We start from the raw sequence: 20,853 nt of genomic DNA, 5'->3' as shown, positions 1-20,853 counted from the left end.
ATCCTCGGTTTGATGAATGAAGTCATTGGATTTTTTGATGTCAGGCTGCGAGATCCGTCGAATCAGCAGGCGGATTCATCCGTTTCGCGATATACATAAATGGTGTCGCGAGCCATGCGATGACGAACTTCGCAACATACGTCGTCAAAAAGATTTGCCACCAAATATCGAACGGGAGACTGTGAAAAGCAATCGCGCAAAACGTCAACGTATCGAGCAATTGGCTGATGACTGTTGAACCAGTTGTTCGGAGCCATAATTTTTTTTCACCCGTCTTTTGACGAATCTTTGAATACATGAAGACATCAAATAGTTGTGAGACCAAATAAGCAGAAAGACTACCGAGTGCAATCCAAGGTAATAAACCGAATAATAAGTTCATCGATGAAGACATGTCCTTCGCGAAAGCATCATTTAGAGGTGAGTAAAGGAGACTGTATTGCATGAGGATGGTCGTAGCAATCAAAGAGAAGAATCCTAAGAAAACACCTTGACGCGCAACTTTTTTACCGTATTTTTCATTCAAAATGTCCGTGGCAAGATAACAACTTCCATACACGACATTTCCTAATGTGAAAATGTACGAGTAGATATCGACTTGTTGGGTTACTTGGATATTGGCGATGATTGTCGCGATCGCAATCCAGACCATCAATCCCGTTCTACCAAAAAAACGATAACTGAGTAATAATAATCCCATCGTTAAGATAATCGAGGGGAACCATAACCATTCATTCATAAATAGTGTGCTCCTTTCTAGGTCATACAGAGCAGAATTTTACGCGTAATTTTAAAATATGTCAAAAAAAAGACGCTCGAGAGCGTCGGTGGTCAATCGGGACGTTGAAGCGAATAACGTTTTCGACGGCCTTTGACGAAGTACCCGTCTGATTCCTGAAAGTCATTGGAAAGGAAAATTTTCCGTGCAATCTGTTCATGAGGTGATGTCGGTAAGACGCGAGCACGTACTTCGTATACTTCAAGGACGTTCGATGTATGCAAGGCGGACTGAACAGCCTTTGTTCCATAACCGTTCCCGCTGTATGAATCAAAAATCATCAAATCGAGCTGGAAGTAATGACCCATTTTTAATAACAAGACACGACCGACGACTTGGTCTTCGACGATAATGTCAAAATAGAAATCCTCCGGGTAACTGTGTTCGAGTGAATCAAAGGCACGAGTGGTCCCGAGTTCCTGATCGTAGCCTCGAATTTCTTGTTTCGTCAGTCCGTAGGCCGGCTCGCCATATTTTACGAAATGTTCGAATTCCACTTGGTCTACATGTCGTAGTGTTCGACGTTTTAAATCCATGACGTTATCCTCCTCTGATAGCAATTACCTGTGCATGTTCATTATAGCGAGTAAAAGAACGAAAAAGCAAAAGATAGCCGATGGGAAGGGAGGAAGGACATCTTTAAAAAAGTATTCGGAAGCACCTGTAAACGGAATGTCGTTGTATCATTTGACGTCGAATATGGTAAAGTAATGATGTAGACATATATGTATTGGAAGGAGATGGAAAAATGTTCACTGAACGAGATGGTATTAAATTACGCCTCGAGCAAATCGAACGATTGTATGCTGATTTGAATCGTGAGGCAAAACAATTGACAGAACGCTTACGTCAGTTGGATGAGCAAGGTGATGATGTACGACATGATGTTGCGTTAAATAAAGAAGATCGGGATCATTTGAAATCAAGTATCGATGAGACGTTGCAGGCATTATTGCAACGGACGACAGTCGACGCAAAAGTCGAGCAAGAAAAACAGGAAGATTTGATTTCTAAAAAAGCACTCATCGAAGATATCGAAGGGTTATTGAAGAAAAAAAAATAAGCTGGCCTGGGCTAGCTTATTTTTTATCTAAATTAGGCGAGAATACGCCCACTTCTAAACGATCAGGGTGAAGATCGAGTGAAGGTGGGAGATGAATCGCCACCCTCTCTTTCAGGTATATCCGTTGTAGGGAGGTGAACGTCATGTTGACACACAAGGCCTACACATTCAGAATATACCCGACAAAAGAGCAGGAAATCCTGATTGCGAAGACAATCGGTTGTTCGCGCTTCGTCTTCAACCACTTCTTAGCGAAGTCGGATGAGACGTATAAAGCGACAGGGAAGGGACTGTCCTACGGTTCTTGTTCGAAAGAACTCCCGTCGTTGAAGCAGGCGTTCGACTGGCTGAAGGAAGTCGATAGCACGTCTGTGCAGACGAGCGTCAAACATCTTGGCTTGCGTGAATGGACATGCCCGAGTTGCGGCATCCACCACGACCTTGATGTGAACGCAGGACTGAACCTCAAACAAGAAGCAGAACGCATCCTAGCTTCTTCAACCGTCGGGACGACGGGGTTAGCCTGATCAATTTTCGACCGTTAGGTCGGGTAACTCAGGAATCCTACACCTCTAAGCGAAGCGTAGGTGGAGGTAGTTCAAGGGAGTGAATCAAGTGAAGAAAGAACAGGTGTTGTTGACAACATGTTTAAGACCGACCGCTGCCGTCGAAACACGCTTACATCAGTTGATGCAAGAGGGAGCGCTAGACTTTCAGGTTGTCGAACGTAAAAAACACAGCATTCAGTCGTTACAACAAACCCACCGCTTACCCCTTTTAGTCGTCGACAAGCAACGGTTGGAATATTATCCGTTAGATGAAGAAGCCTCGTTTTTCTTTCATCCGTCTAGTGCGGTCTTTCGGATAAAACAATTTGATGCATCGGGTCATGATCCATTAATTGCAATCGCCAAGCTTAAGCCGGGAATGACCGTTCTTGATTGCACGCTAGGATTAGGAGCGGATGCAATCGTCATGAGCCATGCTGTGGGTGCGAGTGGACAGATTACTGCGCTAGAAAGTAAAAGAGAGACGGCCTTGATTGTAGCTGAAGGTATGAAGCATTGGAAGGAAGACTATCCGCCAATCAATGAAGCGATGTGTCGGATAGAGGTCCTTCAACAACAGCATAGTACCTATCTTATAGCGTTGCCGGACAATGCGGTTGATGTCATTTATTTTGATCCGATGTTTGAAAAGACTGTGACAGAGTCAACACACTTAAACGGACTGCGGACGCTCGCTGATTATGAACAATTGTCAAGCGTAGCAGTAACGGAAGCACAACGAGTCGCCCGTCAACGAGTCGTCGTCAAGGCGCATTTCGAAAGCGAACTTTTCGAGCGGTTCGGCTTCGAGCGTGTTAAACGGAAATCATCGAAACTGCATTATGGTGTCATTGAACTGACGTGACCGTAGATGCAGAAAAAGCCTACCGTGATTTATGGTTAAAACCAAAATCACGGTAGGCTTTTTATTTTTATTGTTGTACTTCTTTTAATTCTTCTTCCATATCATCAAACTTGTCTTGTACAGAGTCAACAGGTTGTTTCGTAAGAAGGCTGACGACGACTGTAAAGAGAAGACTTGTAAAGAATCCTGGAACCATCTCATAAAGCGTATCGCTAAAGTTGAGTTGGACCCATAGAATGACTGTGACGGCACCAGAGATAATTCCGGCAAGTGCCCCTTGTTTCGTCATCCGTTTCCAGTAAAGGGAAAGCAAGATGATTGGTCCGAATGCAGAACCGAAACCAGCCCATGCGTAACCGACAAGTGAAAGAATCGTTGCTGAAGGATTCCAGGCAAGGAATGTTCCGATCACTGCGATGGCTAAAACTGCACCACGACCGATTAATACAAGTTGTTTGTCTGACGCTTCTTTATGCAAGAACGTCTTATAGAAGTCTTCCGTCAGCGCACTTGATGTAACGAGCAGCTGAGAAGAAATCGTCGACATGATTGCTGCCAAGATGGCTGCCATCAAGAAGCCGGTGATATACGGGTGGAACAAGACATCAGCGAAACGAATAAAGACCGTTTCTGGGTCACCGAGTCCATTACCTTGTCCTTCAAAGTAGGCAATCCCGACAAGACCTGTCAACATCGCACCTAAAATTGAGAAGAACATCCAACCAATCCCGATACGACGGGCTTTTTTCAAGTCCTTAACAGAACGAATTGCCATAAAGCGGACGATGATGTGAGGTTGACCGAAGTAACCAAGTCCCCAAGCGAGGAATCCGATGATTCCGAGGACAGTCGTTCCTTTGAACGGATCAAATAGTGTAGGATCTAAGTTGTCCGCATAGTTGAATGCGCCGTCGACACCACCAACATCCGTCAATGCGACGATTGGTACGAGGATGAGAGCGACGAACATGATACAACCCTGGACGAAGTCGGTCCAACTGACTGCGAGAAAACCGCCAAAGAGTGTATAGGCGACAACGACCGCGATCGTCAAGAGCATACCATAATGATAATCAAAGCCAAATGAACTTTCGAACAATTTACCACCCGATACAATACCGGCTGAAGTATAGAACGTAAAGAAGACGATGATGACGATCGCAGAGACCGTCCGTAAGATACGTGATGTATCTTTAAAACGATTCTCCAAGAAGTCTGGAATCGTAATCGAATCGTTTGCCATTTCCGTATAGAGACGAAAACGTGGAGCGAGGACGATATAGTTGATGTAACATCCGATCAATAAACCGAGTGCGAGCCAAAGAGCCGAGACGCCAGTTGCATACATGGCACCAGGAAGACCCATTAACATCCAACCACTCATGTCGGAAGCACCAGCAGATAATGCTGTTACGCCTGGTCCTAAGTTACGACCACCTAACATATAATCTTCCGTGTTTGTCGTTCGTTTATACGCGATGTAACCGATGGCAAGCATCATAAGCAGATACAAGCCAATTGAAATCCATTCTTGCGACATAAAAATAAATCCTCCCATGCATGTAGTTGTCATCGTTTGTTGTCTGTTCAGATATAAAAAAGTTAAAAAGTGAACGCCGATGACTGATTTGTTCCCAACCTTACAGGGGCTAAAACCACATTGCAAGTCCTTGCAAACAGGTGAAAAATGGCTTCAAGCCTAGTCTATCAAGGGATTGGGACACTTTTCGTCCCTGTTAAAGTTCTAATTTTCTGATTTTCGTCACTTTATTGTAATGTTTAAATCAGATAAACGTATTTCAGTATTCGTAAAAATGAAGTATAATGCGAAAAATTAAAAAACAGACTAGCCTGTGCTAATCTGTTTACAGAAAAATCATTTACATCAAGCTGAGGTATGCGGCATGCAGCCGGTCGAGTGCTTCGTCTAGTTGGCGCCGCGGGCATCCGAAATTTAAACGTTCGAATGTCACGCCGTTCGTTCCGAATGCTTTTCCATGGGTTAAGGCGAGGGATGCTTGTTCAACGAGCCAAGTCGCACGGTCATCTTCGGTCAATCCGAGGCGCTCAAAATCAATCCAAAGTAAAAAGGTTGCATCGGGTTTGACGACAGATAGTAGCGGCATCTCCGTTTCGATTCGTCTGAGAGCATGGTCACGATTTTGCTCTAAATATAAGAGGAGTTGGTCAAGCCATTGTTCGCTCGCTTTATCCTCATAGGCAGCGATGATTGCCGTTGAGGCAAGCGCGTTCGGATGAACAAAGTTTGCTTGCTGGACACGTTCGATTTTCAAACGAATGGTTTCGTTCGGAACAACCAGATAAGAAGCATAAAGTCCTGGAATGTTGAATGTTTTTGAAGGTGCACTGACGAGAATTGCCTTCTCATATGAAAATGCTGAAATCGGATGGTGTTTGTTACCGGAAAAAATCAAATCAGCATGGATTTCATCGGACAGAAGATAAACGTCATATTTCTTGGCCAAATCAACAATCGTTTCAAGTTCATTCCGATTAAACACCCGACCAGTTGGATTATGGGGACTGCATAAAATCATCATTTTCGCAGTTTTCATCTGTGCTTCAAGACTCAAGAAATCAATTTCATAACGTCCTGCAATCAAGCGGAGCGGATTTTCAATGAGCGTCCGATTGTTCGATTGAATGATTTGGTGAAACGGGGGATAAACAGGAGTTTGAATGATGACCTCATCATGCTCATCGGTCAGTGCCAGGAGACTGTGTACTAGAGCAGGGACGACGCCACTTGAATAAAGGAGCGATGATTGTTCAATCTGTTGATCATAACGTTTCAAAAACCAGTTTTGAATGGCTTGTTTGGCTCGATCTTCGAATAGGGAATAGCCGAAATGACCGTGTGCAATCCGTTTTGTTAATGCCCCGACGATTGAATCCGCTGGTCGGACATCCATATCGGCGACCCACATCGGAATTAATTCTTCTGCTCCATATAAATCTTTTAAGCCGTCCCATTTGACCGAACCCGTCATTTTTTTATCAATGATTTCATCAAACATGTCATCTTTCATATGCCTCGACTCCTTCGTAAAATATGATTCATATCTTCACCTTAGCGAACAGATTGAAATTCAGCAAGTTGAAAAAATGTAGGTTTTAGAGTGTACGCTTTTGGGAAAAACCATAATCGTACACAAAAAATAGACGGGGTGAATAAGATGTTGCATTCAAAAGTATTGGTAGGACGTACGCCTGAGGAGTTAGAAGAACGAATGAATCATTTCTTCGAAGAAAACGGAGTCGGTTCAAATTCAATCATTACACTTAAGTTTTCTACATTCGTTGCATCAAAAGCAGACGAACATTATTCAGTTCTTATCGTGTTCGATAATTCGCTAACAAAAACCGTATTATAAGTAAATAATTCTTCTAAATTGGCAGACTTGGCAACGTCTGTCAGTTTTTTTATTGAAGAAATGTTTCATCTAAGCTATACTGATATCAGAAATATGTACGCTTCCGTAGGTTAATGGCAGACCTCAGCAATGGTAATGCTGCAGTGCGAGTTCGATTCTCGCCGGAAGCATCGAATAAATAAGTCTTCCGTAACAAGTAAAATTAACTTGGACGGGGGACTTTTTTTTATCAAATTAGGCGAGAATACGCCCACTTCTAAACGATACGGGTGAAGCCCTAGTGAAAGTGGGAGATGAATCGCCAACCTCTCTTTCGGGTATATGCTTTGCAAGAAGGTGAACATCATGTTGACACACAAGGCCTACAAATTCAGAATATATTCGACAAAAGAGTAGGAAATCCTGATCGCGAAGACCATTGGTTGTTCGCGTTTCGTCTTCAACCACTTCTAAGCGAAGTGTAGATGGAGCCAGTTCAAGAATATCTGGAAGGGGATCTGAGAGAAAAAGTTATGAAGACATCACATCATTCAGTTGGAAAAAGAATAAAACAAAAACGGATTGAAAAAAAATTAACGCAAAGTGAGTTAAGTGATAATATTTGTAGTCAAGCGGAGTTAAGTAAGATAGAAAACGGTCTAAATTCACCAACGGTTCAGTTGCTAGGCTTAATCGCGAAACGACTAGGTACTTCAATGACTACTTTACTTGAAGATTATGAAATGACTGATCGTTTTCAAAGTATTGATCATCAGCTTCTTAGTTTAATGAGAGAAGAACAATATTTAGAACTGTTATTATTGATAGAAAATCGCTTCTCCCTGGAGAGTGATGATGAAATCAAGCTATTACTTAGGTATCATCAAGTAATAGCCGAATATAGATTGCAACGAATTGATTTTCGAACAGCATCAGTGATTTTATTGCAGTTGGCTAACTCTAAAGATTTGGTATATGACGCACCGATGATGTATATAAGAATAAAAATGGCGATTTCGATTTTTTATGCGGAAAACAAACAATTTACACAAGCTGAAAAAATATATAAAGAATTAGAAACTACCGATTTCTTATCTGTAACAATGAAAGTACAACAACTAAAAGTTCTGTATAATCACGCCAAATTAGTATATAAAATCAAGGGATTTAAAAAAGGCGTTTTGATTTGTACCACGGGAATTGAACAAAGTGTGCAGTTAAATCACTTATCGTATATCGCCCATTTCTATTATCAACGTGCAGAATGTTATGAAGAGATGTATGGTTTCGATAATCGTACCCGAAATGATTACACGATGGCTTACGAATTGTTTAAAGCATTAGAAATGAAGCGTTATGTAAAAATTGTTGAAGATACAAAAAAACAATTTTTAAAACAGTTTCATCATAAACCAAAATAAAAAGAGGACGATGATCATATGGCTTCTTTTTCGAAATTAGTAGGAAGGCAACTTAAGTTATTGCGATTTGAGAAAAATATGACACAACAGGAACTATGCGATGGAATTTGCAGTCAGGCTGTAATCAGTAAGATTGAACATGGGAAAATTTCAACTACGATCGAATTGTTGCAAGAATTAGCAAAGCGTTTAAATGTTCCAATTTCTAGATTGTTTGATCGTGATGCTGAGTCTATTTCTTTTCAGAAATATGATCGGGAATTAACGCACCTTTTTCGTACTCATCAATTTGATGAGTTAATTTCACGCTCGAAAAAACTCATTGAATTAAATGAAAATAAGGACATTGTGTTATTAGCTAAGTACTTTGATTTAGTTGCCTTAGAGGGAAAGAAAAACATTGATTATCGTACTTGTATTTCAGAATTATCATATTTGACCGAACAAGAAGCGATTTGGTATGAGTCACCTTTCATGTATTTGAGAATTAAAATGGCGATCGCAAACTATTATTACTTAAATCAACAATTTGTTCATTCTAAGAAGGTATACGTTCAACTATTGGAAATGGATTTTAATACGACTGAATTAAAGAAATTACGAATAAAAATTCTTTACAATCACGCGCAACAACTTTTTTTTCAAGGTGATTATAAAGAAGGTAAGTTAGTGACAGAAAGAGGAATCAATGAAAGTGTGCAATTATTTGACACTTCATTTTTAGGTCATTTCTATTATCAGAAAGCAAATTTCGATGAAAAGCTAGAGAATGATGTAGCGCAAATTGAATATGATTATACAATGTCTTATACACTTTTTTCTGCAGTAGAACTATCGAACTACGTAAAAATTGTGGAAGATGGAAGAAAACATTTTTTGTTATTTACGTTTTAACTTAATAGAAATAGATTTTGTTAGCTAGGGGAGTAGGTAGATGGATACTACATTACCAAAATCAATCGGAAACGAAATTAAACGAATAAGAAAAGAAAAAAAAATGACACAAGCAGCTTTATGTGACGGAATTTGTAGTCAAGCAGAAATCAGTAAAATTGAAAATGGACGAAATTCTCCAACTATCGATTTATTACAACAAATTGCGAAGCGTCTTCGTGTACCGATATCATTATTGTTTCAAGATCAACATCAAAGCGAACAGTTCCGAGAAGTTGATCGTCGTCTAACTGAATTATTTCGTGATCAAAATTTTGACGGACTGTTAATCGAGATAGATAAAATCAAACAAACAGTTTTTAATAATGAGATTGTGCTCTTAGCAAGGTACTTTGAAATAGTAAGTGCTGAACGGTCAAAAAAGGTGGACTATCGCTCGAGTATTTCGCAACTCGCACATTTAACGGATAAAGAAGACATCTGGTTTGAGTCTCCCAAAATGTTTCTTCGAATCAAAATGGCGATTGCAAATTTTTATTTTGAAAATGATCAATTCATTCACTCTGAAAATGTATACGAGGAAATTTTAGGGTTAAATTATGATACGATAGAATTGAAAAAAACTCGCCTCAAAATTATTTATAACCATGCGCAACAGTTATCTTTTCAAGGGAATTATAGAAAGGGATTTAAAACAGCGAACGTAGGAATAAAGGAAAGTCTCGCATTGGATGATGGATCATTTTTAGGTCATTTTTATTACCAACGTGGTTATTTCAATAAAAAAATGGGTGGTAATATTGACGAAATAAAGAAAGACTTTACACTTTCTTATACGATATTTAAAGCATTCAACATGCCTAACTATGAACAGCTAGTCATTGATAGCCATGTCGAATACTTGCTCTATCGCATCTAAAAATCCATCCCAGCCTTCTCACATGCAAAGAGGGCTTTTTGAATCCGTTCTTCGGCTTGATTCGGATATTGTTGGTGCCCTTCTAGAATGATGGATCCGACATCCGTGATTCCGAAAAATTGCAGAATGTCCTGCATATACCGTACGGCATGATCGGATTCGATTTTATCAGGCGTTGAATAGTCACCTCCACGAGAATGTAAGAGTAGTACACGTTTACCAGTCACAAGTCCGACGGATCCTTCCGCAGTGTAATGAAACGTTTGCCCGGATTGCGCGAGATAATCCATATAGTTATGCAAGGGGGCAGGAACACTTAAATTCCACATCGGAAAAGAAAAAACGATTTTTTCTGATTCTAAGAAACGATTTAAATATTCTTGTAATCGTTCCGCCTGTTCGGCTTCCTCTTGATCGAGCGTTTCCCCTCGAAATAGTTTCGCGGCAGATTTAGCGAGACGTAAATCAAAAAAAGGCAGGCGTTCTTCAAATAAGTTTAGGATGGTAATCTCATCTTTTGGATGTTCCTTGCGATAGGAAGCAAGAAATGCGTTATTCATCTGTGAACTAAGACTTTTCGATTGATGTGTACTATCATTGGCTTCGATAAACAGCAGATGGCTCATCGTTAAGCTCCTTTCTTAGCATATAATCAACACTTCTTTTAATGAATACCCGTTTCTCTTTTCATTTAGACGTTTCCAACTAAATCATTATTTTAGGAAAAATTAGGTTTTATAAGTATGATCTAAAGGAAAAAGACAATTGGATAGAACAGAAAAGAGGGATTCCTATGAAAAATCAGCAGCGACCTTCTTCCGCCAGTCTTCAGTATAATCGAGAAGCAAAAGCGAACTATCAATTGTTTGGCTCCATCATTTTAGTTCTGACGAGCTCGGGTGCGATTTTGTATGTGCTTGCTAGTTTACTCAGTACATCCGGCTTGAACAGGTATGACCTTTTACGTGCAGGTCTTATTTTTCTCGTAGGCATTTGTCAATTTCTGCTTGGGAAAAGTAATTTGCCGGATCGTCTTAAACCCCACGTGATGTCGAGTGTTTTTTTACTAATTCCATTCATCTATTATCCCTTCCTCGAAAGTGGTGCTCAGACCGTTTGGGCAGCTGCGATTCTTTTTTTACTGAGTTCTCTTGTCGTCATTAATCGAACGATGCTCGTCTATGCCACGGGGACGACGATCATTTCGCTCTTATACATTTGGTTTAATGCACCGAACGTCACGTCCGTTACTAATACAGCAGATTGTATCGCACGAATCGGCTTAGTCATCATTGCTGCGCTGATCAGTTTATTGATTCATCGTCAGTACGTGACACGATTAGAACGTAATATCGAGTATCTTTCACGCTTACAAGAGCAAGCCTTTCTTGATCCGGTAACAAAACTCGCTAATCGATCTTATTTCGTTCTTGAAGTCGAAAAAATTGCAAGCGAAGGAGATGCAATTTGTTTAATTGATTTAGATGACTTCAAAACGGTCAATGATGCCTTCGGTTACCGGACGGGAGATCGCACGTTGCATATGGTTGGGAGTAGACTCATGAATCGTTTTCCCGATTGTTTAATTGCCAAAGCAAGCGGAAGTGCTTTTTTACTTCATGCGAAAGGTCATGCTGGTATTGAACTGCTATGCGAGGAGGTTTTAACATGTGTCGCTGAACGCGTACAAATTGATTTCAAACAAATCAATGTCACAGCGAGCATCGGTGTTTCTTTTATTTATGACGAATCCATTGATCATGTCATCAATGATGCAGAAATTGCATTGTTCACAGCTAAATCAAACCGAAAAAACACGTATGCGATTACGGATGCAGAGACTCAAAATCAGCGTAAGCGAGCGCTTCAGCTGACACGCGATTTGTACGATGCAGAACTCGATCGAGATTTTTTTGTACTGTTTCAACCGCAAGTAGAAGCAGACAGTCACAAAATTACTGGAGCGGAAGCGCTTGTGCGTTGGAATCATCCCCAGTATGGAATGATTTCCCCTTTAGAGTTCATTCCGATTGCGGAGCGGATGCGTTTTATTGAAACGCTAGGAGGATGGGTGATGCGCCGCGCTTGCGCGCAAGGAAAGACGTGGTTGGATCAAGGACATGGAGCGATTACGATTGCAGTCAATGTCTCCCCGTGGCAATTAAGGCAACCCGACTTTACCGAAAGAGTACTGACGATTCTTGAAGAGACACATTTTCCGGCATATTTGCTTGAAATTGAAATGACAGAACACATTTTTATCGAAGGAACGAATCAGATTATCGAGACCTTAAACGAACTTCACCTTCATGGGATTCGGATTGCACTCGATGATTTCGGAACAGGTTTTTCTTCAATGCAAACACTCGTAGAATTACCGTTCGACCAGTTAAAGATTCCTAAAGAAATCGTTCAAGAAGCAATTCGTTCAGATGAGAAGCGTGCAATCGTCGAGATGATTATTCAGTTAGGAAGACGGTTAAACATGACGATTGTTGCTGAAGGGGTCGAGTTAGTCGAAGAAGCAAGGTTATTAAATCAGTTAGGGTGCCATACGTTGCAAGGTTATTTGTTCCATAAACCTCTCCAAGCTATACAAATCGAACCCTTTTTAGCTAAGAATTATAGATAAGGCTAAAGCACCGCCTGCTTGACGAGGAAAGTCGACTCGTCAAGCAGGCGGTGCTTTTTCGGTTAAAGATAACGAGCAAAATGACGCTCTAGGACTTCTTGTACAGCTGCAATCAAGGCGCAAATTCCCCAATAGATGAAGGCGATTACGAAATAGACCGTCATGTAATCGAATTCGCGTCCACCGACGATTTTTGCACGTTGAAAGATTTCTGGGACGGTAATCATCGCAGCTAAAGAAGACGCTTTGACTAAATCGAGTAAAACGTTCGATAAAGGTGGGATTGCCAAACGAATCGCTTGCGGGAGAATGATTCCGACTAGGACGCGATAAGGAGAGAGGCCGAGAGACTGGGCAGCCTCTCTTTGTCCTTTGTCGACAGACACAATGGCGGAGCGAATGATTTCTGCCATGTACGCAGCACTGTTGAGACTGAAGCCCGTTATCGCTGCTGTTAACGCATCGAGTTCGATATTGATCACAGGTAACCCGAAGTACAGCATGAAAAGAATCACGAGGATCGGTACACCGCGCATGAATGAAATATAGAGCGTCGCAGTCAGGCGTAAAAAACGAGACGTTGATAAACGAGCAAGTGCAAGCAACAAGCCGAATATCAGACCAAATCCCATGCTTGCGAATGCAATCCATAATGTATGTCCAAGTCCTCCTAAGATATAGGGAAACGCATCAACCGCTAACTCAGGATTAAACACGGAGCGCCAGTCGACATTGCTCAATTCACATCCACGATCGTCGTTTTGACGTCAGGCATTTTTGAAACATCTTTGTTGGCGTAATATTGTTTTGATAATTTTGCGAGCGTACCGTCTTTTTTCATCGCCTCGATTTGAGCGTTAATGTTTGATTGGAGCTCTTTATTATCAAGATCCATGATGAGACCGACTTGACTCGGATTATAGGCGATGTCCGGGTGGATCGTGATGTCGAAGTCTTTGAAGAAATCGACGGCAAGGCTTTGAAGATAATAGTCGTTCAAGATGACATCCGTTCGACCATTCGAGACGTCGCGGAGGTATTGATCGTTCGTTGCATTATCATATGTGACTTCTTTTGCACCATATTTTTTAGCGATTTGCATGTAAGTCGTCGTTGCCTCGCCGGCTGCTTTTTTACCTTTTAAATCCTCAAGAGATTGTATGTCAGATAAATCACTTTTACGAACGATGGCCGTTCCATACGTATACTTGTAAGGTTTTGAAAATGCGAATTTTGCTTTCCGTTCTTTTGTGATCGTAATATCGTTTGCGGCGAGATCGACTTGTCCAGTATTGACGCTCGTCAACATACCATCGAATGACATCTCTTTGAAGTTTACTTTTAGATCGAGTCGTTTTGCGACTTCTTTAACGACTTCGACATCAAAGCCAGTCAACTTGTTGCTCTCTTCATCATGAAACGACGTTGGGTAAAGTGTTCCAGCAGTAGCTACTGTCAACGTCCCCTCCTTAACGATTTTGTCATATGCTGTCGTCTTCTCTTCTTCCTGACCACAAGCGCTAAGGAACAGGGTAGTTCCTGCAATCAAGAGCCCTGTCCACTTTACTGAATTTTTCATAACGTACTTCCTCTCTAATCAAAATAATAGATTTCTCTTTATTAAAAATACCACGCTTGAAACACTCGTTGCAAAAAATAAAATTTAAACGAAAATAATTCTTCTGAAAAAATAAATAGAAGGATTATTCATCTCTATGTAAGCGTTATCATTGTCTAACCTTAGGGAATCATAAGTAATTTAGATATAGTAGTTTCGTTTATACATAGTGGCGAATAATCATAAAAGAGTGTAAAGTATATTTTAACTGAATATACAGAAAATTTAGAACGTGTTAAGGAGAGTGAAATTATGTCATTTCATCAATTGCCTGAACGGCAAGGTTTATATGATCCGAAGCAAGAACATGATGCGTGTGGAATCGGAGTCTATGCGCACCGAACCGGGAGACCGAGCCATGAAATCGTCGAAAATGCACTCGCGATGCTCTGTCAGATGGAGCATCGAGGCGGACAGGGGAGCGATGCGAAAACAGGGGATGGTGCCGGTGTCTTGACTCAAATTCCCGACCGTCTCTTTCGGGAGACATTTCGGAATGTAACCTTACCGAAAAAAGGAGATTATGGTGTCATGATGATGTTCCTGCCTCGGGAGGAACGGTCGAGACAGCGACTCGAACGCGCTTTAGAATCAATTATTTTATCAGAAGGACAACGGGTGATCGAGTGGAGAACGGTACCAGTCTCGAATACAGTGATTGGTGAAAAAGCACGTCAAACAGAACCGGTCATTCGCCAATGCTTCATTGAAGCGAAGGACATTGAAGGGTTGGCCTTCGAACGAACGTTATTCATGATTCGTCGTTCTTTTGAACGAGAAGCAAATCGTCTCGGAATCGAACAGTACGTGCTCAGTAGTTCAAGTGAGACTATCGTCTATAAAGGACTTGTCACTACAGATCAGCTCGGTCAGTATTTTGATGATTTACGTGATGAACGGTACCAATCAGGGTTTGCGATTGTTCACTCACGTTTTAGCACGAACACCTTCCCGAGTTGGAAACGAGCTCACCCGAACCGCTATTTGATTCATAATGGAGAAATCAATACGTTACAAGGCAATATTCAAGCGATGCGTGGACGCGAAAAAAGTCTTGCGAAAACGACGTATGGTCGCCGTGCAGATGATGTGCTCCCAATCCTCGATGAATCAGGAAGTGACTCGTCGATGCTCGATAATGCGTTTGAATTTTTATACTTGTCTGGTTTGACGTTAGCGGAAACGGCTTTAATGCTGGTTCCAGAGCCATTCGAGCATGCGGAAGTACGACCGGCGAAACGTGCTTATTATGAGTATCACAGCAGTATGATGGAACCATGGGACGGTCCGTCTGCCATCGTATTTACGAATGGGAAACAAATCGGCGCGACACTTGACCGAAATGGACTCAGACCTGCCCGTTATATCATGATGCGCGATGGTCACTTTATGTTGTCTTCAGAATCAGGTGTCCTCCCGATTCCGGAAAAAGAGATTTTGTATAAGAAACGTCTGATTCCTGGTGAGCTCCTCTTGCTTGATTTTGCTTCCGGTCAGCTGATTTCTGACGAAGAAGTGAAACGGGATCTTGCGATGCGTCATCCTTATGCCGAATGGTTATCAGAAGAACAGATTCAATTACCGACGTTAATGCACTCAGAAACGATTGAGGAATTAGGTACGACGCAACGTCTGTTTGGATACACGCGAGAAGATATCGAGCAATACTTGATTCCTCTCGTCGAGGAAAAAAAAGATCCGCTTGGTGCGATGGGAACGGACATCCCGCTCGCTGTATTAAGTGAGCGACCACAATCGTTGTTCCGTTACTTCAAACAATTGTTTGCGCAAGTCACCAATCCGCCGATCGATGCGTTACGTGAACAAATCGTCACGTCAACGATGACCTGGCTCGGGCGTCAAGGTGAACTATTGACCCCGAACCGGAAAAACTGTCGTCGGGTCCGCTTGAACTCACCGGTGCTAGTTCCGGCTGAAGCGCATGCGCTCAGTCAAACAAAATTGAAACAAAAAACGTTATCAACATTGTTTACGAATCAAATGGAAGAAACACTTGAAACGCTCCTCGAAGAAGCGGTTCATGCCGTCGAATCGGGTTGTGAGTTGTTGATTCTTTCTGACCGGAACATTCGACCTGGGGCCATACCGATGCCAATCCTGCTCGTGACGAGTGCCGTTCATCACCATTTAATCCGTAAAGGGCTTCGGACGAACGTCAGTTTAATCATCGAAGGGGGAGAAGTCCGGGAGGTGCATCACTTCGCGGCGCTGCTCGGTTACGGAGCTGACGCAATCTACCCGTACCTTGTATATGCGACACTCGATGAAGCGATTGGTGAAAAACACGCGGACAATGCCGTTCGTTATCGTGACGCCGTGACGGAGGGGGTCGTCAAAGTCATGTCGAAGATGGGGATTTCGACCGTGTTCAGTTATCGGGGGGCTCAGATTTTCGAAGCCGTCGGGATTTCGACGGACGTCATCGATCGCTACTTTACGGGAACAGTCTCTCAGCTCAGTGGTCTGTCGCTCGCTTTGATTGAAAAAGAAGCGAAGCGTCAACATGAGGAAGGGACGAAACGGACGTTCTTGGAATCAGGTAGTGTCTTCCGGTACCGTAATGACGGAGAACATCATGCGTTCAATCCGGCGACGATTCATTTGTTACAACATGCTTGCCGAACTGGGGACTATCAGTTATTTAAACGGTACTCAAATCAAATTGCAGAAGAACCCGCAACCTTCCTGCGTCATTTGTTGACGTTCAAGGAAACGACACCGATTCCGCTCGAGGAAGTCGAACCCGCGAGTGAAATCGTCAAATTCTTTAAGACCGGTGCGATGTCGTACGGTTCACTATCGAAGGAGGCTCATGAAACACTAGCGATTGCGATGAATCGTCTAGGTGGTAAGAGTAACAGTGGTGAAGGTGGCGAAGAAGAGGAACGGTATCAACTCGACGAAAATGGTGACTCACGGATGAGTCGGATTAAACAGATTGCATCAGGTCGGTTCGGCGTGACGAGTCATTACTTGACCCATGCGGACGAACTCCAGATTAAAGTCGCACAAGGCGCGAAGCCAGGCGAAGGGGGACAACTCCCAGGCGAAAAAGTGTATCCGTGGATTGCGCGGGTCCGTGCTTCGACACCGGGTGTCGGTCTGATTTCACCACCACCACATCATGACATTTATTCAATCGAAGACTTGGCTCAATTGATTCACGATCTAAAGCGGGCAAATGACGAGGCGCGGATCAGTGTTAAGCTTGTCGCAAAAGGAGGCGTCGGAACGATTGCTGCCGGTGTCGCCAAAGGACTTGCCGATGTCATCGTCATCAGTGGGCATGATGGAGGAACGGGGGCTTCCCCGAAGACGAGTATCCAACATACGGGCTTACCGTGGGAACTGGGACTCGCTGAGACGCATCAAACGCTAGCCTTGAATGGTCTGCGGGAACGGGTCAGCTTAGAAACGGACGGTAAGTTACTAACTGGACGCGATGTCGTCATCGCAGCGATGCTCGGGGCGAATGAATATGGATTTGCGACAGCACCATTGATTGCCGTCGGTTGCATCATGATGCGTGCCTGTCATTTAGATACGTGCCCGGTCGGTGTCGCGACACAGGATCCGAAGTTGCGTGAAAAATTCACCGGATCTGCCGATCACGTCGTCCATTTCATGACGTTCGTTGCGGAAGAAGTTCGTGAATATTTAGCTCAACTCGGCGTCCGTAGTCTAGCGGAACTCGTCGGACGGACGGATCTTTTAGTGACATCGGATCGTTTGACGAATCACTGGAAAGCAGCCAGTCTCGACTTTTCTCGACTACTTGTTCAAGCAACATATGATTCGACGTCGACACAAGCACAAGATCATGCTGTCGCGAAGTCATTTGACCACCGTGAAATCGCTCCGTTGCTTGATCATGATGCGTTTACGGAAAAACAAACATTTGCGCTTGCAATTACGAATACAGACCGGGCAATCGGTACGAATACCGGATCACGTCTGACACGGATGTTCGGAGAAATGGGCTTACCATCCGATCGGCTAACATTGAACCTGACGGGATCAGCCGGACAAAGCTTAGGTGCATACGTACCTCGCGGAATGACGTTGAACGTCGTCGGGGATGCTAATGATTACGTTGGAAAGGGATTATCTGGAGGAATTCTTTCGGTTCGTCCTGATATGAAGACGAGTTTTGTTTCTTCAGAGCAAGTCATCATCGGTAACGTCGCGCTTTATGGTGCGACGAGTGGGGAACTGTATGTCAATGGACAGGCAGGCGAACGGTTCGCCGTCCGAAACAGTGGTGCGACGGCAGTCGTCGAAGGAATCGGGAATCACGGCTTGGAGTATATGACGGGCGGGAGTGTCGTCATTCTCGGTGACGTCGGAAAGAACTTTGCTGCCGGTATGTCAGGTGGTGTCGCCTACGTCTTACCGAAAGACATCGCGTTGTTCCGCTCGCGCGTCAATCTCGAGCTCGTCACGATGGGTGCAGTAACAGACACGGAAGAAGCGGCACGCTTAAAAACATTTATCGAACGTCATGTCGCACGGACGAACAGTGAACAAGGACATGCGATTCTTTCAAACTGGGATCATGTTTTGAGTTCGTTTATTCGTGTCATTCCGACGACCTATCAAGTCGTCACGACATTGATGGCTGATTATGCGAAAAAAGGACACAACACGGAAGAAGCGATGTTGTTAGCGTTTGAGACACACCTCGGACGCGGAACGGGAGGTCAATAATGAAAAGACGCGATAAATTCATGAGTGTTCCTCGCCAGTCCGGACGAGAGCGCGCCAGTACAGAACGGATTCAAGACTTTAATGAATATAAAGAAGCATTTTCTGAAAGTGAGGCGTCGGAACAAGCCAGCCGCTGTATGGATTGCGGAACCCCGTTTTGTCATGTCGGCGAGACCTATGGACATGTCAAAATCGGTTGTCCGGTCTACAATTTGATACCCGAGTGGAATCTCCTCGTCGAAGAGGGAGACTTTAAAGGAGCGCTCGAGCGCCTGCATCAAACGAACAACTTCCCGGAGTTCACGGGACGTGTTTGTCCCGCACCGTGCGAAGGTTCATGTACGTTATCGATTAATGAACCGGCCGTCGCGATCAAACAGATCGAGCGTACAATCATCGATATCGGCTTTGAAAAAGGATGGGTCGTTCCGCGGATGCCATTGAACCGGACGTCCCATCATGTGGCAGTCGTCGGTTCTGGTCCGGCAGGGCTAGCCGCGGCCGATCAATTGAACCAAGCAGGGCATCAAGTCACCGTTTTTGAACGGGAAGATCGTATCGGAGGTCTGTTGACGTACGGGATTCCGGCGATGAAGTTATCAAAAGATATCGTCGAGCGTCGTGTCAATCTGCTCAAAGCAGAAGGCATTCTCTTTAAGACCGGCGTAACGATCGGTCTTGATGTGACGCTGGACGAGCTTGAACAAGCGTTTGATGCCGTCATTCTTTGTGTCGGTGCAACGGAACCAAGAACGCTTCCAAATCTTCCGACGAGCGGTGTCGGTTACGCGATGGACTATTTAACAAGCGTGACGCGCCATCTGTTGTCGAATCAATCCCTGCTTGAGCAACACGATACGCGAGGTAAAGATGTGCTCGTCATCGGTGGCGGAGACACGGGAGCGGACTGTGTCGCGACGGCACTCAGACAGGGTTGCCGTTCTGTCGTCCAGTTCGGGAAGCATGAAATGCCAGGTCAGGTCCGGGCGAACGACAACATGTGGCCGGATACACCGAACCTCTTTACACTTGATTACGGCTATGCAGAAGCATTCGATCAATTCGGACGTGATCCTCGCGAATATTTGATCGCGATCACACGTTACACGACAAGTGATTCCGGTCGCTTGACAGGGGTTTGGACGATTCATAATGAAAAAGTAAAGCAAGCAGACGGGACAGTTGAATTCCGAGCAATTGAAGGAACAGAAAAATACTATCCGGTCGACTTGATGCTGATTGCAATCGGCTTCAGCGGAGTCGAGCAGACGGTCTTGAATCAACTCATCGTTGAATCAGAGCGAGGGAAAATCAAGACGAAGGGATATGCAACAAATCGGAAAGGTGTCTTCGCTGCAGGGGACGCACGGCGCGGACAGTCCTTGATTGTCTGGGCGATTCGCGAAGGGCGAGAAGTAGCGGAAGCAGTCGAACAACATCTGTCACTGATGACTCGAACGGGATAAATGACTAAAGGTCGAACAGGGAAACATTTAAGTTTTCCTGTTTGACTTCAGGCTGTAGATAACGTGCTATCGGGAGATCAAGCGTCTTTTTTCGTTGCTTTCCTCGGTAGAGGCGCAAGCCGTTGCTCCTTGATCCTCACGGACAACGAGCAGGGTCTTGCCCGCCTCTGAAAGTGCGTTAAAAACGCACTTTTTCCCGTAGGAGTCAACGAAATGTGACGCGTTTTATAGGAATACCGTGACGGTAAGCCGGGCATGCAGACGATTTAGAGTGCAATCCGTCTCGAATCGCTTAGAACCGCGAAAAGCAATCGGTCGCGACCCGACAGCTCTGCTGTAGCGGCGTGACTGATTGCCGCTCGATATCGCATGTTCACTCTTCATAAGAGTTTGTCTACACGCTGAAGTCACACAGGGAAACATTCAAGTTTCCCTGTGTGACTTTTTTTGTTGATAATTTTTTTTCTGTCCATCACTTGGGACAATTATCAAAAAAGAACTGTCGAAAAAGTCTTGCGAAGTTAACACACACAAGAGGACATCGGCT

Annotated in this window: 17 protein-coding genes, 1 tRNA gene and 1 pseudogene; 12 read left to right on the top strand and 7 right to left on the bottom strand. The window is 43.6% G+C overall.

Going from position 1 to position 20,853, the window contains the following annotated elements; genetic code table 11:
• Positions 1 to 40: 40 nt before the first annotated feature.
• Positions 41 to 739 carry a queuosine precursor transporter gene (locus KNP94_RS05165; protein WP_029330520.1) on the bottom strand — a complete coding sequence of 233 codons (699 nt, stop codon included), beginning with the start codon at positions 737 to 739 and terminating at the stop codon, positions 41 to 43.
• 92 nt (positions 740 to 831) lie between these two features.
• Positions 832 to 1,314, bottom strand: coding sequence for a GNAT family N-acetyltransferase (locus KNP94_RS05160; protein ID WP_214891967.1), 483 nt, complete (start codon positions 1,312 to 1,314; stop codon positions 832 to 834).
• 212 nt (positions 1,315 to 1,526) lie between these two features.
• Here KNP94_RS05160 and KNP94_RS05155 point away from each other — a divergent pair, with 212 nt between their 5' ends.
• The 3 genes from KNP94_RS05155 to KNP94_RS05145 all read left to right on the top strand — a co-directional run bounded on the left by KNP94_RS05155 (position 1,527) and on the right by KNP94_RS05145 (position 3,254).
• Positions 1,527 to 1,841 (top strand): hypothetical protein, encoded by a 315-nt coding sequence (locus tag KNP94_RS05155; RefSeq protein WP_029330516.1) that lies wholly within the window; start codon positions 1,527 to 1,529, stop codon positions 1,839 to 1,841.
• Between the two features lie 143 nt (positions 1,842 to 1,984).
• Positions 1,985 to 2,368 (top strand): helix-turn-helix domain-containing protein, encoded by a 384-nt coding sequence (locus tag KNP94_RS05150; protein ID WP_483297873.1) that lies wholly within the window; start codon positions 1,985 to 1,987, stop codon positions 2,366 to 2,368.
• 88 nt (positions 2,369 to 2,456) lie between these two features.
• Positions 2,457 to 3,254, top strand: coding sequence for a class I SAM-dependent methyltransferase (locus KNP94_RS05145; protein WP_215115383.1), 798 nt, complete (start codon positions 2,457 to 2,459; stop codon positions 3,252 to 3,254).
• A 67-nt stretch (positions 3,255 to 3,321) separates the two neighbouring features.
• Here the strand turns inward: KNP94_RS05145 and putP are convergent, their stop codons facing one another.
• Positions 3,322 to 4,794: a sodium/proline symporter PutP gene (putP, locus tag KNP94_RS05140; RefSeq protein WP_215115382.1), complete on the bottom strand. Its 1,473-nt coding sequence runs from the start codon at positions 4,792 to 4,794 to the stop codon at positions 3,322 to 3,324.
• Between the two features lie 340 nt (positions 4,795 to 5,134).
• Positions 5,135 to 6,304 (bottom strand): MalY/PatB family protein, encoded by a 1,170-nt coding sequence (locus KNP94_RS05135; protein WP_214891960.1) that lies wholly within the window; start codon positions 6,302 to 6,304, stop codon positions 5,135 to 5,137.
• A gap of 147 nt (positions 6,305 to 6,451) precedes the next feature.
• Between KNP94_RS05135 and KNP94_RS05130 the strand changes: the two genes are divergently transcribed.
• The 6 genes and pseudogenes from KNP94_RS05130 (at position 6,452) to KNP94_RS05105 (ending at position 9,862) form a co-directional block, all read left to right on the top strand.
• The gene (locus KNP94_RS05130; RefSeq protein WP_029330508.1) at positions 6,452 to 6,649 is read left to right on the top strand and encodes a hypothetical protein; all 198 of its coding nucleotides are present in this window, start codon (positions 6,452 to 6,454) and stop codon (positions 6,647 to 6,649) included.
• Between the two features lie 99 nt (positions 6,650 to 6,748).
• Positions 6,749 to 6,819: transfer RNA gene (locus KNP94_RS05125), tRNA-Thr, on the top strand.
• 175 nt (positions 6,820 to 6,994) lie between these two features.
• Positions 6,995 to 7,099, top strand: a pseudogene (locus tag KNP94_RS05120) (helix-turn-helix domain-containing protein); the annotation flags it as partial.
• Between the two features lie 14 nt (positions 7,100 to 7,113).
• Positions 7,114 to 8,049 carry a helix-turn-helix domain-containing protein gene (locus KNP94_RS05115; protein WP_214891958.1) on the top strand — a complete coding sequence of 312 codons (936 nt, stop codon included), beginning with the start codon at positions 7,114 to 7,116 and terminating at the stop codon, positions 8,047 to 8,049.
• 18 nt (positions 8,050 to 8,067) lie between these two features.
• Positions 8,068 to 8,943, top strand: coding sequence for a helix-turn-helix domain-containing protein (locus KNP94_RS05110; RefSeq protein ID WP_214891956.1), 876 nt, complete (start codon positions 8,068 to 8,070; stop codon positions 8,941 to 8,943).
• 40 nt (positions 8,944 to 8,983) lie between these two features.
• Entirely contained in the window at positions 8,984 to 9,862 is an 879-nt protein-coding gene (locus tag KNP94_RS05105; protein ID WP_214891954.1) for a helix-turn-helix domain-containing protein, read from the top strand.
• On the opposite strand, the gene KNP94_RS05100 is transcribed toward KNP94_RS05105, so the two are convergent.
• Positions 9,859 to 10,488, bottom strand: coding sequence for an FMN-dependent NADH-azoreductase (locus tag KNP94_RS05100; RefSeq protein WP_214891952.1), 630 nt, complete (start codon positions 10,486 to 10,488; stop codon positions 9,859 to 9,861). The two genes, KNP94_RS05105 and KNP94_RS05100, sit on opposite strands and share 4 nt — an antisense overlap.
• Before the next feature lie 167 nt (positions 10,489 to 10,655).
• Here KNP94_RS05100 and KNP94_RS05095 point away from each other — a divergent pair, with 167 nt between their 5' ends.
• Positions 10,656 to 12,494: a putative bifunctional diguanylate cyclase/phosphodiesterase gene (locus tag KNP94_RS05095; RefSeq protein WP_215115381.1), complete on the top strand. Its 1,839-nt coding sequence runs from the start codon at positions 10,656 to 10,658 to the stop codon at positions 12,492 to 12,494.
• Between the two features lie 62 nt (positions 12,495 to 12,556).
• On the opposite strand, the gene KNP94_RS05090 is transcribed toward KNP94_RS05095, so the two are convergent.
• Together KNP94_RS05090 and KNP94_RS05085 are read right to left on the bottom strand one after the other, a co-directional pair.
• Complete coding sequence (locus KNP94_RS05090) at positions 12,557 to 13,234, bottom strand: amino acid ABC transporter permease (protein ID WP_214891948.1); 678 nt, start codon at positions 13,232 to 13,234, stop codon at positions 12,557 to 12,559.
• Positions 13,231 to 14,073, bottom strand: a complete 843-nt coding sequence (locus KNP94_RS05085) for a transporter substrate-binding domain-containing protein (protein ID WP_215115380.1) — start codon at positions 14,071 to 14,073, stop codon at positions 13,231 to 13,233. The genes KNP94_RS05090 and KNP94_RS05085 overlap by 4 nt, the downstream gene beginning before the upstream one ends.
• 291 nt (positions 14,074 to 14,364) lie before the next feature.
• Between KNP94_RS05085 and gltB the strand changes: the two genes are divergently transcribed.
• Entirely contained in the window at positions 14,365 to 18,840 is a 4,476-nt protein-coding gene (gltB, locus tag KNP94_RS05080; RefSeq protein ID WP_215115379.1) for a glutamate synthase large subunit, read from the top strand.
• On the top strand, positions 18,840 to 20,306 hold the full coding sequence (locus KNP94_RS05075; protein ID WP_215115378.1) for a glutamate synthase subunit beta: 1,467 nt from the start codon (positions 18,840 to 18,842) through the stop codon (positions 20,304 to 20,306). Before gltB ends, KNP94_RS05075 begins: the two co-directional genes overlap by 1 nt.
• Positions 20,307 to 20,853: the final 547 nt, after the last annotated feature.

Origin of the sequence: Exiguobacterium sp. s80 (assembly GCF_018618725.1) — a bacterium.
Classification (GTDB): domain Bacteria; phylum Bacillota; class Bacilli; order Exiguobacteriales; family Exiguobacteriaceae; genus Exiguobacterium_A; species Exiguobacterium_A oxidotolerans.
This window is presented reverse-complemented; position numbering and strand designations above follow the sequence as displayed.

Excerpts from the sequence above, each read along its gene's own strand:
- KNP94_RS05165 (WP_029330520.1), bottom strand. The coding sequence starts at position 739 with ATGAATGAATGGTTATGGTTCCCCTCGATTATCTTAACGATGGGATTA.
- KNP94_RS05160 (WP_214891967.1), bottom strand. The coding sequence starts at position 1,314 with ATGGATTTAAAACGTCGAACACTACGACATGTAGACCAAGTGGAATTC.
- KNP94_RS05155 (WP_029330516.1), top strand. The coding sequence starts at position 1,527 with ATGTTCACTGAACGAGATGGTATTAAATTACGCCTCGAGCAAATCGAA.
- KNP94_RS05150 (WP_483297873.1), top strand. The coding sequence starts at position 1,985 with ATGTTGACACACAAGGCCTACACATTCAGAATATACCCGACAAAAGAG.
- putP (WP_215115382.1), bottom strand. The coding sequence starts at position 4,794 with ATGTCGCAAGAATGGATTTCAATTGGCTTGTATCTGCTTATGATGCTT.
- KNP94_RS05135 (WP_214891960.1), bottom strand. The coding sequence starts at position 6,304 with ATGAAAGATGACATGTTTGATGAAATCATTGATAAAAAAATGACGGGT.
- KNP94_RS05130 (WP_029330508.1), top strand. The coding sequence starts at position 6,452 with ATGTTGCATTCAAAAGTATTGGTAGGACGTACGCCTGAGGAGTTAGAA.
- KNP94_RS05115 (WP_214891958.1), top strand. The coding sequence starts at position 7,114 with ATGGAGCCAGTTCAAGAATATCTGGAAGGGGATCTGAGAGAAAAAGTT.
- KNP94_RS05110 (WP_214891956.1), top strand. The coding sequence starts at position 8,068 with ATGGCTTCTTTTTCGAAATTAGTAGGAAGGCAACTTAAGTTATTGCGA.
- KNP94_RS05105 (WP_214891954.1), top strand. The coding sequence starts at position 8,984 with ATGGATACTACATTACCAAAATCAATCGGAAACGAAATTAAACGAATA.
- KNP94_RS05100 (WP_214891952.1), bottom strand. The coding sequence starts at position 10,488 with ATGAGCCATCTGCTGTTTATCGAAGCCAATGATAGTACACATCAATCG.
- KNP94_RS05095 (WP_215115381.1), top strand. The coding sequence starts at position 10,656 with ATGAAAAATCAGCAGCGACCTTCTTCCGCCAGTCTTCAGTATAATCGA.
- KNP94_RS05085 (WP_215115380.1), bottom strand. The coding sequence starts at position 14,073 with ATGAAAAATTCAGTAAAGTGGACAGGGCTCTTGATTGCAGGAACTACC.
- gltB (WP_215115379.1), top strand. The coding sequence starts at position 14,365 with ATGTCATTTCATCAATTGCCTGAACGGCAAGGTTTATATGATCCGAAG.
- KNP94_RS05075 (WP_215115378.1), top strand. The coding sequence starts at position 18,840 with ATGAAAAGACGCGATAAATTCATGAGTGTTCCTCGCCAGTCCGGACGA.